Source organism: uncultured Croceicoccus sp., from assembly GCF_947496385.1.
Lineage (GTDB): Bacteria > Pseudomonadota > Alphaproteobacteria > Sphingomonadales > Sphingomonadaceae > Croceicoccus.
The window spans coordinates 84,873-97,121 of the sequence record NZ_CANMCP010000007.1 but is presented as its reverse complement, the minus strand read 5'-3'; the positions used below and the strand labels follow the sequence as shown (position 1 = coordinate 97,121).

The following is a 12,249-nucleotide window of genomic DNA, read 5'->3' as shown; positions in this document are numbered from 1 at the left end:
TCTGTCCCTATGGCAGGTGACAATCCGGATCGATCACAAATCACCGAGTGCCTTGAGCGGAACGGAAGCATCAGCAAGGCGGACAGAGTCGACCACCTTGCGCGTCTCGATCAACTTTCGAGCCTGGACGTAATCCTTCGTGTTGTTGATACAATCAATGGCGCTGATTCGGCCGTCTTTGCAATACACCAGTGAGAACTTGGCTTCGGCAACTAACCCTCGCACAACGGTTTGGTCGTAATCGACTGAAAGGCCGGCAGTCTGCATACGGCAATCGTATTGATTGGACCAGAACCACGGGATTGCGTCATAAGCTGCGTCCTGTCCGCAGAGCACTTTCGCGACAGTGGTCGCCATGTCGCTCGCATTCTGCACCGATTCAACTCTCAGGTGCGCACCGCCAGCCCAGGCATTGGTGTGGCAGGCGCAATCGCCGATAGCGTAGATGTCGGCGACGCTGGTCTTGCATTGTTCGTCAACGTCGACACCGTTTTCTCCGGAAACTCCGGCCCGCTTTACCGGTTCGACGGACGGAATAATACCGATACCCACGATTACCATGTCGGCGGGGATATGGGTTCCATCGGTCAACTCCACTCCCGAAACATTGGAACCATCGCCAACGAGACGCTTTACACCCACGCCGAGCCGCAGATCGACGCCCTGCCCTTTATGCATGGATTGCACGAAGTGACTGATGGTTTCACCGGCGACGCGTGACAGCACCCGCGGCAATGCTTCGACAAGGACGACTTCGCGTCTCATTTTGCGAAGCACGGCAGCCGCTTCGAGACCGATATAGCCGCCGCCAATCACTACAATGCGATTTGCCCCAGAGCGCAGGCTGGCTGCAATATGGTCGACATCGGCACGGCTGCGAACTCCATGCACCCCTTGGAGATCGGCTCCCGGGCAGCTTAGCATTCGCGGTTCGCCCCCTGCAGCCCAGACAAGCGAGCCGTAAGCGAACTGTCTGCCGTCAGCCGATGAGGCAACATGGGATTCAGCATCGATCGACACCATGTCGCAGTCCAGCTCGATCTCGATGTTCTTGCTGTTCCAGAACTCAGCTGGTCGGATCAACAATCGTTCAAATGGCTTTTCGCCAGCAAGATATTCCTTTGATAGCGGAGGCCGTTCGTACGGCAGTTCGGTATCGCGGCTCACCATCAGGATAGAGCCTTCGAAGCCAAACTGGCGGAGGCTAATGGCTGCCTGAGCACCGCCATGCCCCGAGCCGACTATTACGACGTCATACATTCTCATGGAAATCCCCGCCCTACCAACTGTTGCAATTCGTCCGAAGACAGATCCTCGGCGTTTGCGTCTTCAATCTGCTTGGGCGATTGTGACCTTCAGCCCGTCCAAGTCATCTGTGAGCAGGATCTGGCAGGAAAGCCGAGACTGGTTGTCTCGATGTTCGGAGCTCTCCAGAAGGTCGTCCTCGTCTTCGCTCATGTCCGGGAGCCTGGAGAGCCAGCTTTCATCCACGTGAACATGACACGTAGCGCAGGAACAGCATCCTCCGCAGAGGGCAAGGAGCTCATCGATACCGGAATCCCGGATCGCCTCCATCAGAGAACCGTCAGGCTTTGTGGAGATGGCCGTGGTGCTTCCATCTCTCAGTTTTGCAAAGATTTTGATCATATCAGGCATCCGAATATTTCTTCATATCGAAAATCGGGGTCACGCGAGTGATGGGGCCGGTGACTCACTTTGATATTGAAGGATGTTCATTTCCGGCGTCTCTAGTGATAAGTTTTGTGCCGCCGCTCATTCCCCATCTACAGGGACACTACCCTTCCAACTTTGTCCCAATACGGCTCGGCTAATACCAACCTGCAATGATCCGAACCCACGGACCCATTTGCGGCGGCCGATGGTCATGATGCGCCACGGCTGAACGACGAGCTTGTTTCAAGCCTCGCAGCAATGATCGATGATGTTGTCGTGAGAGGTAAAGATGCGGTTGGAGAGCCAATTTTCGCGCATGAGCTGCCAGACGTTCTCGACCGGGTTCAACTCGGGGCATTTGGCTGGCAGCGCGACGATGCTGATGTTGGCAGGCACCTTGAGCTTGCCGGTCATGTGCTAACCGGCCGGATCCACTAGCACGACAGCATGCGCGCCGGGTGCCACCGCAAACGCGATCTCGGCCAGGTGCAGTGTGACTGTTTGGGTGCTGCAGAAGGGCAGAACCAGTCCGGCACCCTTGCCCTCCTCGGGACAGATGGCTCCGAAGATATAGGCTGATCTGGTGCGCTGGTCCTTGGGGGCAGATGGCCGCGTGCCGCGCTGCGCCCAGCGGCGGGCGATGGTGTTCTTCTGCCCGACGCGCGCCTCGTCCTGGAACCAGATCTCTATGGGCGTGCCCTGCGGGAGGTTGGCTCGGATCTCTGCCACCGCCGAGGCAAAGCCCCCTTTTTGAATGCCTCCATGGCGTGTCCGTTCTGCGCATGGTGACGGGGCCGGGCGGTCAGCTTCACATAGCCCAGTTTCTTCAGTTCGCGGCTGACAGTAGTCTCGTCGAGCGACACCGCGAACTCTTCGTAGAGCCAATGCGACAGGTCGATCAGCCGCCAGCGCACGACGCCATGGATCGCGGGGATAGGCCCGCGCTCGACCGCCTCGGCCAGTGCGCGTCGCTGCGCATCATTGAGGATCGATGCCTTGCCTGGGGCCTTGCCCAGCAGCCCGTCAGGACCGCGGGTATTGAAGCGGATCACCCAGTCGCGGACGATCTGAAGGGTGACACCGCCGATCCGCGCTGCCTCACTCTGGCTACCACCCTCGTAGATCTGGGCCAGTGCCAGCAATCGCCGGGCTTGTGGCGCGCTCTTTGAGTTCCGTGCCAGTCGCCGAAGCGCTGGTCCGTCGAAATCATCCCGCAAGCCAATCGCCCGACCCATTATCGCGTCCTTCTGATGCAGGACGCTATTGAGTCAGACTTTTGTCGCCTTGGGAATCCCCAAATGAGTCAGCCTCATCGCAGGCTGGTACAACCTATCGGAATGAGGCGCGTGGATGCCATCAGGTGGCCTGCAGTCCCGCTGCCTCGAGAATCGACAGGGCTTCTTTCTGCAAAAGTGAACGCATGCCAGACAGGATTCGACGCATGGCATCCTTATGGATCGCGTTGCGCGCACCGATCTTCTTTCCAAGAAGTATTTAGGAAGGACAACGACCACCCATTCCCGTGCGTTGGTGCAGCTTCCAGCACCGCTTGCGCAAAATCCGTCAGCGCCGGCGCAAATTCCGATGTGCCGCTGCCAAAATCCCACTTTTCCTGCTCAAACGCCTGCTATAAGAGCCAAGATCGTCAATTTTCCGTGGCGATCACTTGCCCCCGGCACTTTTCCGCTTTCCTACATCCCACCGATCAATCGAGGAAAGGACAGACAGCGAACGCACAGGTGCCGAGTTTTCAGAGGCAGAGTATACAGCAAATAATGACAATTCTGAGCCCAGTATACTGTATTAACTCAGTAATCCTGATAGCAGGGGAGGGATGCAGAACGCCACGGCACGATAGGGCCGAGGGGGGCATTTCAACTCATCACTACTTCGACTATCCCTCGAAAGCAGTTACAGTCAATATCCACTCCTCCACCTCGCTCTCCACCCAGACCGCGCACTTTGGTCCGAGCGACCGCGACTTCGGAAACCGCCCCTCGCTCATCCACTGGTAGATCGCCGAGCGCTTGAGCCCAACCCGGTGCATCACCTCGGGCAGCCGCAGCAACCGCTGCGGCCGAGCGGCAGCAGCCTGAACTGCATCATCCTCAAGCGTCGCAACATCGTTCGTTTTCATCGTCATTCACCTCGTTCGGAAGCGGTCCCCTCCGAAACAGGCTGAACCCCGCTTACCGCACCAGCTGCGCCGTTACATCGCGCGCGGCAAAGTCGTCGATATGATTGGCGAGCATGCGCGCGACGAGCTGCGACGTGCCTTTCGCCCAACGCGGCCGCAATTCGTCGCAGCGTTCGCCCAACGTCGTCTCGAGCGCACCAGGCAGCGTCACCAGGAATTCTTCCAGAAACGCCCCAACATCATGCCGCATCCACTGGCAGGCGCGTTCATCTTCGCCGCTCAGCGCAAGGATCAGCGTCGAACGGACCGGCACGCCGCAGACCGACAGGATCCGCGCGGCATCCTCAAGCTTGATCGGTCGCTCGCCGCGTATGAGCCGGGTCAGGGTTTCGCGGTGCATGCCAGCCTCGGCGGCGAGATCGGCCCGCGAACGCCCGGCGCTATCAACGGCGTGGGCCAGGACCCGCGCAATCCGGTCGTTGTCCGCACCCTGATCTTTCGCCTGCCTGTCCATCGTCATGCCTCGCTGTCGTTATCGCGACTCGCAGACATAACGACCCGGCTGCCTGTAGGAAACAAGAAAGAACATTAACGGAACATCTTGTTTTTCGTTGAATGATGACGAGAACAAGATGATGTCGTGATTCGTCGACAGAAAGCGCGTGATTCTGCGGCAGTACAGTCGATTTCAGCTTACATTATCGTCACCGAACGCCGTCACCAACTCCATTGATGGTCCATATCCGTCCGTAGCATTGTCCGGATCACGCTTTCCTCTTTCCTACACCGATTTCCTAGCCGCATGAAGGATCACACAGCGGGTCGACCGCTGGCTCACCGATGCTCAAAGAACCGGAGTTTCCTTCATGCACACCCCTTCCCTCCCCGCCGCAGCCCCCCGTTCGGCACGCGGCAAGCCCGTCCTCGCCAAGGTCGCGAACCTTGCGCTGCCGATTGCACTGGCCGCCCTTGTGGGCGGCACCGCCTATGCCGGCGCCGACACCACCTTCAATCCGGCGCTCACCATGTTCACCGACTTCCTCGAAGGCTCGGGCGGCAAGATCATTACCGTCCTCAGCCTCGCGGGCGGCCTGATCGCGCTCGCTTCGGGCCGCTTTGCGCTCGGCCAGGTCGCGGTGCCGGTCGGCGTTGGGATTGGCGTCGGCACGGGCGTTCCCATCGTCACCTCTGTCGTGACCGCGGTGATCTGACGGCACCTGCGGTTTCGACGGGAGGGCGGCCACGATGGCAGACCGGTACATGATCCCACGGCGTCTCGACGATCCGGAGCTGATCGGCTTCTGGACCATCGACGAGTTCGCCGGGATGATCGTCCCCTTCGCCTGGGGGATCCTTGCCCAGCACATACTGATCGGCATTGCGCTTGCCATGGGAGCCTGGTTCGCTCTGCGAAAGGCAAAGGCAGGACGCACAAGCTCCTGGCTTCTCCATGCCGCCTATTGGTATCTGCCGGCAGGCTTTACCGGCCTTGTCGCAACGCCGCCCTCCCACTGCCGCCGCCTGGCAGGCTGAGGAGGAAAAGCCATGCTCCATGATTTTGCCCACGAGCACCAGCAGGTGCTGCTGCGCCAGCGCAACATGTTCGCGCTTGCGAGCGCCGGGCTTGCCGCCGCGCTCGTCGTCGCGACCGGCCTTGCCATGACCCGCGCCCGCGAAGTCGTGCTGCTGCCGACGCTCGAGCGTCCGCTGACGGTTTCGAGTGCCGGGGTCGAAGCCGACTATCTCGAGCTTGTCACCCGCGATGTCGCGCTGATGCTCCTCAATCGCAGTCCCGAAGGTCTCGACTACTGGATGGAGACGATCCTCGATGTCGCCGATCCCGCACATCGCGGGAGATTGAAGGCCGACCTCGTCAAGATCGTTGCCGAGCAGCGCGGTTCCGATGTCAGCCAGGCTTTCGTCATCACCCAGATGACCGTCGATCCCAAGGGTATGACGTCCGAAGTATCGGGGAAGCTCAAGACCTTCGTCGGTTCGCAAGTGATTGCGAGCGACGAACGCCGGTTCCGCCTCAGCTGGACCTATCGCGGCCTCAGGCTTGCGCTCGCCGGGTTCGCCCAGGTTTCCACGGACAAAGACCAGAAGGAGGCTGGCTGATGCCTTGGCCCAATCCCATTCCGCGCCTGCCGTTGGCAGGTCTCGCGATTGCCGCTGCTCTTGCGGGCACGACGCCCGCATTGGCCGACCAGTTCAAGCAGGCCGCCGATGGCGCCGCGATCGACTGCACGGTGTCGCAGCGCGAACTCACCCGCTTCGCCCTGGTCGAGGACCAGTTCGCCAGCGTCTCGAAGATCTCGAGCGGCTATCCCTATAGCGATTTCGCGGTGAGCAACGAACCGCTGCGCGGCGACATCTACGTCTCGATCCCCGAAACCTTTGCCGCCCGCTCGATCAGCTTCTTTGCGACGACGAAGAAAGGCCAGGTCTACAAGTTCGCCTGCCGGATCGAGGCGATCGGCGCGCAGCAGGTTTTCATCACAAATCCGGCGCTCGGCCAAAACGCTGCCGCGCGTTTCGAGGAGGCGACCGCGCCCGAAGAAACCGCCGTGCGGCTGATCCGCGCGATGGCGAGCGCTGAACTCGTCGAAGGCTACGAGATCCGCAGCCTTGGCGGGCTGCCGGCGCGGGTCGGCGATTTCGAGATCCAGCTGGTCAGCGATTATCGCGGCGCGGCTTTCACCGGCAAGGTGCTGCGGATCGCCAACCGCACCAACGCACCCGTCACGCTCGATGCCGACGCGCTAGCGCCTGTGGGCACGCTCGCCCTCGCCTTCGGCAAGGACGAACTCGCGCCCGGCGAAGCGACCAGTGCCTATCTCGTCACCGGCGCAGGAGTGTTTTCCCATGACTGACGCGACGAAGCCGCAAACCAGCGCTCCCAACGCCAACGCTACCAAGGTGCCCAGCGCATCCGCGCCGGGTAAGACCGCCGCCGCCAGCAATATCAACGAGCGCACCCAGCGCCGGCAGAAGATGCTCTTCGCTTCGATTGGCGCCGTTGCGCTATTGGGCGGCAGCTGGATCATCTTCGGGGGCGAGGACGGCAGTTCCACCGATACCGATGGCGCGCGCACGATCGAAACGGCGGGCCTCGTTAATCGCGACCTCGCCAACCGCGAGTTCGTCTCGGTCTTCGACAACCGCGTCGGCAATGTCGAACAGCAGCAGAAGAAGCTTGCCGAAAGCCAGCTGCCGCGCAGCGAACTCGAAGCCCAGCTTCAGGCGATCCGCGCCGAGAACGAAATGATGCGCGCCGATGGCGAAGCGGCGATCGATGCGATCTCGGCGGAGAACGCGGAGCTGAAGACCCGGCTCGCGGCGGCCGAGACTACGGCGGCTGCCACACCGCCACCGCCGGCCTATGGCCCGCAAGCGGGCGGCTACGATGCGCGCGGCCTCGGATCGCCCGCCGGTCCGTCGCAATCGGGCGCTGCGACGGGTCTCGATGGCAATGCGCCTTCTGGCGTCCGGTTGCTCAATTTTACCTCGGACAAAAGTGCTGCCGGCGCCTCGGTGCGGCGCGCCGAAGCGCCGCCGCTGGTCATCGAGGATTCCCCTGAATACCTGCCGCCCAATTCCTATGCGCCGGCGCGGGTCATCGTCGGCGTCGATGCCTCGGCGGGCGTTGCCTCGCAGACCGATCCGCTCCCTGTGGTGCTGCGCATCACCGGCCCCGCCCGCTCGGTGCTGCAGGACGGGCGCGTGCTCACCACCCGGATCGAGGGCTGCGTCGTCAATGGCGCGGCGCGCGGCGATCTCTCCTCGGAAAAGGTCTACGTCAAGCTGGCGCGCATGACCTGCGACCAGCCAGGCGGCCGCGTCGCGGTTTCCGAGGTCAAGGGCTTCATCGCCTTTGCCGGCAAGTCGGGGGTGCGCGGAAGGATCGTCAGCCGCGAGGGATCGCTGATCAGCCAGGCGCTGCTGGCCGGGATCGTCGGCGGGTTCGGGCGCGGCTTTTCCGCCAATGCCAACTCGGTGTTTTCGGGGATCACCGCCAATTCCGACGGCACGCGCTCGAAGCTCTCGGGCACCGACATCCTCGCCGGCGGACTTGGCCAGGGCGCGGGCGATGCCGCCGATACGGTGAGCAAGTATCTCATCGAACGCGCCGAACAATACCAACCTGTCGTCGAGATGCCGACCGGCATTGAAGTCGAGATCGTCTTTCTCGACGGCGCCTTCGTGAGGAATGCCCAATGACCCCGAAGCCCCAGTTTGCCGAACGCCTGCGCACCCGCGCCCGAACGCTCGGTCGTTCCCGCTGGACCAAACCCGCCGCGGCAACGCTCGCCGTCCTCGCGCTTTCGGGCGCGACAGGATGGGGCGTGGCAAGCTTCGCGCAAGGGACCAGTGCCACGGCGACCGAAGCCGTGCGCGAGGCGCTGAAAGTCCGGCTGCCGAAGACCGCGATCGACGCGATTGTCTGCAAGGGGCTGGGAGGCCTGTGCGAAGTCGCCTCGAAGCAGACGCTGTTCTATGTCGACAGGACAGCACGCTATCTCGTGATCGGCCGGGTCTACGACATGGAAACGCGCCAGGACCTCACCGCGGCGCGGCTGCTCGAACTCAATCCCGACCTGCTGGCTGCCGGTGCGGCAAGGCGCAGCGAAGCGGACGGCGACAATGCTCCCGCCCCGTCGCGCGCGGCAGCACCCACTACGGTCGACCTGTCCAAACTGTCGGACAAGGGCGCGATCCATTGGGGTCCCAAGGATGGCCCGCGCGTGACCGTCTTTTCCGATTTCCACTGCAGCTACTGCAAGAAGCTCGAAGCCGAGTTGAAAGCGATCGGCGCACGGGTCGAGGAACGCCCGATCTCGATCTTCGGCGCCGAGAGCCGCAAGCTCGCCGAACAGGTGCTTTGCGCGAAGAGACCCGAGGTCTCGCTGCACATGGCCTATGCTGGCGTGGCGCTGGCCAGCGCCAAACCCTGCGATGTCACCGGGCTCGACGAGAACGAGGCTTTTGCCAGGGCGCACGGGTACGGCGGCACGCCGGTCATCGTCCGTCCCTCCGACGGCGCGGTGCTCGAAGGCTATCGCCCCGCCGAAGCGCTGCGCGCCTTTCTCACCGCCACCCCGAAGACGCGCTGAGGAGTGCAATCCATGACCTATTCCCTCCGCCCCCTCGCGCTACTGCCCATGATTTTCGCCGCCAGCGGCTGCGTCGGGCTTGGCACCAATATCGAAGGCGATTTCTCCTGCCGCGCCTTGAAAGGCACCTGCGCGCCCACCGCGGTAACCGACAAGGATGCGGTGGCCGGGATCGCCAGCACTGAACCAGCCCCGGAGAGCCGAGCCTTTGCCGCCGGTGCGGTCACGCCGGGCGATAGCTCGCGTACCGCCGAACGGCGCCTGAAAGTGATTTTCCCCGCGCATATCGACCAGTCGGGCACACTGCACGAAGAAGCCGTCGCCTGGATTGTTGTCGAGACCCCGCGCTGGGCCGCCGAGCTTCAGGGCAGCACGGCCAGGGGCCGCCCGGCAACGCTGCTGCGCGCGATCAGGCGCCAGATCCGCGATGCCGAAGGCGCTGGCGATCCACACGCCGATGCCCGCGCCGAGATCGCTGCGCCGCCAGCAGGCGATCCGTTCGTCGCACAACCTTTTACCGCTACCTCGCCGCTTCCTCCCCCGGTCCCCTCCGAGGCGCGCGAGGCAGATGCCGGCCCACCCCTGCCGGCAGCCGGGGGACTTCGAGACGGCACCGTCCCGCCCGATCGGGTCTCCCGGCAATTTATTCCCGCGCCCATCCCGACGCACCTCATCCGACCCGGCTTCCCAAACCTCGATGCCGTGGTCGCCGCGCAAAGCGCAGAAGAACAAAAGGAGTCCAAATAAATGGCGCTCTCGATCGGAACTTTGGCCGACCGTGTGCTCACCGGCCTCCTCGGCGATGCAGAACATGGCGAAGCCGCGCGTCCCGCGCTCATGCTCGACATGCTCTCGGACTGGCTACCCTACCGGGTCTTCGATCCCGCATCGCGCCTCTATGTGAACGCGCGTTCGAAGGGCTTCGTTCTTGCCGTCACCCCGCTGATCGGCGCCGACGAGCGCACCGGCGAAATCCTCGGCGCCTGGTTTTCCGAAGGGTTGCCCGAAGGCGCCTGCGTCCAGATTCTCCACTATGCGAGCCCGCGCATCAGCCGGATCGTCGCGCCCTGGTTTGCTCCGCGCTACCTGCAGGGCAGAGTCTACGAAGCGATCGCGCGCCACCGCGCGCGCCGGCTCTACGGCCTCGTCTGGAAATCGGGCTCTGCCGATGCGCCCTTCCATGCCCGCCATCACCAGGTGGTGATTTCGGTCGGCGTCCCGTCGAAGAGCGAGGTTCCGAACGACGAACTCGCCCAGGCGCGCGACGGGCTGGTCTCGATGCTCAAATCCTTGAACCTCGGCGTCAGCGAAATGGGCCCCGAAGCGCTGATCGCGCTGGTCGACGATTTGACTTCGCCCACCACCGCCCCGCAGGACGATGCGTTGGCCTATAACCCGCACGATCCGATAGCCTCGCAAATCCTGCGCCGCGATATCGAATTGACGGTCGAGGACGATCGCATGGTGCTCGCGACCGAACGGTTCCGCGCAACCGGCGAGGAGCACGACGGTGTGCCCGAGATTGGCACCGTCTATCCCGACGCGTTCGACGTGCGCCACTACGCGGTGCGCAACATGCCCGCTCGCTGGGCCCCTTGGGAATGCGCGCGGCTCATCGGCGATCTCTTCACCGACAAGCTGCGCTTTCCCTGTCCGGTCGCGACCACGCTCTGCCTTGTCTATCCCGACCGCCAGGCCGCCGAAGCGAAAGCTGGCTACAAATTCATGCGCACGACGACGCTCGCAGGCTCCAAAAGCGCGCGCTTCCTGCCCCGTCTCGCCGAACAGTCGGCCGAATGGCAGCATGTTCAGGCCGAGCTCCAGCAAGGACGACGGCTCGTCAAAGTCTTCTACGGGCTCACCAGCTTTTCGCCACTGGGCGAAGGCGACCGGCACGAGCGCGCGATCAAGTCGATCTACAAGGCGGCCGGATGGGACCTCGCCGACGAGCGCTTCCTGCAAATCCAGGGGCTTGTCGCCGCGCTGCCGCTGACGCTCGCCGATGGATTGGCCACCGACATGGCGCGTTTGAAGCGCATGCGCACGCTGCTGTCGACGACGGCGGCGCATATCGCGCCGATGCAGGGCGAGTATCTCGGTGGCCCGCTGCCGCACCTCCTGCTGGTCGGGCGGCGCGGCCAGCCTTTCTACTGGTCGCCCTTCGAGAACGAGGCGGGGAATCACAATGTCGCGATCTGCGGCAAGTCGGGATCGGGGAAATCCGTCCTGCTCCAGGAAATGTGCGCGGCGCTGCGAGGCGCGGGCGCCGAAGTCGTCGTCATCGACGATGGGCGCAGCTTCGAGCATTCGGTCAAATTGCAGGGCGGCCGCTTCGTCGAGTTCACCCTCGCCTCGGGGTTCTGCCTCAATCCCTTTTCGATGATCGATGGAACTCGTGCCGAAGACGACGAGGATTACCGCCTCGACTGCTTCGCAATGGTGAAAGCCATTATCGGTCAGATGGCGCGCTACAGCGCGCCGCTCAACGATACTGAACGCGGCCTCATCGACAAGGCGGTGAACGAGGTTTGGACCGCACACGGCTCTGCCGCCAGCGTCACCGCGGTCGGCGAAGCGCTGGCTGCCTCGGACAAACCCGCCGCGCACGATCTTGCGACCGCGCTCACGCCTTTCATGCGAGGCGGCACCTACGGCGCCTTCTTCGAGGGCCAGGCAAGCCTCGAGGTCGGTGCCCCCTTCATCGTCTACGAGATGAGCGATCTGGCGGCGCGCGAGGAACTGCGCGCGGTCGTGCTCTCGGCGATCATGTTCATGACCAGCCAGGCAATGACCCGCAGCGACCGGTCGGTGAAGAAGCTGCTCTTGATCGACGAGGCCTGGAGCCTCCTCAAGGGCGGGTCGATGGGCGAGTTCGTCGAAACCTATGCCCGCACCTGCCGCAAATATGGCGGCGCGCTCGCCACCGCGACCCAGTCCTTGAACGACTACTACAAGTCGGATGGCGCGACCGCCGCGCTCGAGAACAGCGACTGGATGCTGATCCTCCAGCAGAAGAGCGAGACGATCGCCGACTTCAAGGCGTCGAAGCGCCTCGACATGGACGACCGCTCCGAAACGCTGATCCGCAGCCTCAAGCGCTCGGGCACCGACTATTCCGAAGTCTTCATCAAGGGCCCCGAGACCGAGGCCATCGGTCGGCTCGTCCTCGATCCTTTTTCGGCGACGCTGTTTTCAAGCTCGCCTGGAACCTTCGCCGCGATCGAACACGAGATCGCGCGCGGCCATCAGCTGGCCGATGCCATCGAACGCATCGCCTTTCCCGACACGCACACTCCCGATTGAAGGACCGATTTTTCTCATGAA

General features: G+C 63.0%; 12 protein-coding genes and 1 pseudogene. 8 read left to right on the top strand and 5 right to left on the bottom strand.

Annotated elements, in window-relative coordinates:
• Positions 1-33 precede the first annotated feature (33 nt).
• The 5 genes and pseudogenes from Q0897_RS12055 to Q0897_RS12035 form a co-directional block, all read right to left on the bottom strand.
• Positions 34-1,266, bottom strand: a complete 1,233-nt coding sequence (locus tag Q0897_RS12055; RefSeq protein WP_299309693.1) for an FAD-dependent oxidoreductase — start codon at positions 1,264-1,266, stop codon at positions 34-36.
• A 63-nt stretch (positions 1,267-1,329) separates the two neighbouring features.
• Positions 1,330-1,647, bottom strand: a complete 318-nt coding sequence (locus tag Q0897_RS12050) for a 2Fe-2S iron-sulfur cluster-binding protein (RefSeq protein WP_299309746.1) — start codon at positions 1,645-1,647, stop codon at positions 1,330-1,332.
• Positions 1,648-1,851: 204 nt separating this feature from the next.
• A pseudogene (locus Q0897_RS12045) lies at positions 1,852-2,909 on the bottom strand (IS630 family transposase); the annotation flags it as partial.
• Between the two features lie 659 nt (positions 2,910-3,568).
• Positions 3,569-3,817 (bottom strand): AlpA family transcriptional regulator, encoded by a 249-nt coding sequence (locus Q0897_RS12040; protein ID WP_299309692.1) that lies wholly within the window; start codon positions 3,815-3,817, stop codon positions 3,569-3,571.
• Positions 3,818-3,863: 46 nt separating this feature from the next.
• Positions 3,864-4,331, bottom strand: a complete 468-nt coding sequence (locus Q0897_RS12035) for a helix-turn-helix transcriptional regulator (RefSeq protein ID WP_299309691.1) — start codon at positions 4,329-4,331, stop codon at positions 3,864-3,866.
• Positions 4,332-4,677: 346 nt separating this feature from the next.
• On the opposite strand from Q0897_RS12035, the gene Q0897_RS12030 reads away from it, so the two are divergent.
• The 8 genes from Q0897_RS12030 to traC are packed head-to-tail and all read left to right on the top strand — an operon-like array spanning position 4,678 to position 12,228.
• The gene (locus Q0897_RS12030; RefSeq protein ID WP_299309690.1) at positions 4,678-5,022 is read left to right on the top strand and encodes a hypothetical protein; all 345 of its coding nucleotides are present in this window, start codon (positions 4,678-4,680) and stop codon (positions 5,020-5,022) included.
• A 34-nt stretch (positions 5,023-5,056) separates the two neighbouring features.
• Complete coding sequence (gene traL, locus Q0897_RS12025) at positions 5,057-5,344, top strand: type IV conjugative transfer system protein TraL (RefSeq protein WP_299309689.1); 288 nt, start codon at positions 5,057-5,059, stop codon at positions 5,342-5,344.
• Positions 5,345-5,356: 12 nt separating this feature from the next.
• The gene (locus tag Q0897_RS12020) at positions 5,357-5,929 is read left to right on the top strand and encodes a type IV conjugative transfer system protein TraE (RefSeq protein ID WP_299309688.1); all 573 of its coding nucleotides are present in this window, start codon (positions 5,357-5,359) and stop codon (positions 5,927-5,929) included.
• Entirely contained in the window at positions 5,929-6,684 is a 756-nt protein-coding gene (locus Q0897_RS12015) for a type-F conjugative transfer system secretin TraK (protein ID WP_299309687.1), read from the top strand. The genes Q0897_RS12020 and Q0897_RS12015 overlap by 1 nt, the downstream gene beginning before the upstream one ends.
• Positions 6,677-8,032 carry a TrbI/VirB10 family protein gene (locus tag Q0897_RS12010; protein ID WP_299309686.1) on the top strand — a complete coding sequence of 452 codons (1,356 nt, stop codon included), beginning with the start codon at positions 6,677-6,679 and terminating at the stop codon, positions 8,030-8,032. Before Q0897_RS12015 ends, Q0897_RS12010 begins: the two co-directional genes overlap by 8 nt.
• On the top strand, positions 8,029-8,925 hold the full coding sequence (locus Q0897_RS12005) for a DsbC family protein (protein ID WP_299309685.1): 897 nt from the start codon (positions 8,029-8,031) through the stop codon (positions 8,923-8,925). Before Q0897_RS12010 ends, Q0897_RS12005 begins: the two co-directional genes overlap by 4 nt.
• Positions 8,926-8,937: 12 nt before the next feature.
• Positions 8,938-9,672, top strand: coding sequence for a conjugal transfer protein TraV (locus Q0897_RS12000; RefSeq protein ID WP_299309684.1), 735 nt, complete (start codon positions 8,938-8,940; stop codon positions 9,670-9,672).
• Positions 9,673-12,228: a type IV secretion system protein TraC gene (traC, locus tag Q0897_RS11995; RefSeq protein WP_299309683.1), complete on the top strand. Its 2,556-nt coding sequence runs from the start codon at positions 9,673-9,675 to the stop codon at positions 12,226-12,228.
• The last annotated feature ends 21 nt before the right edge of the window (positions 12,229-12,249 follow it).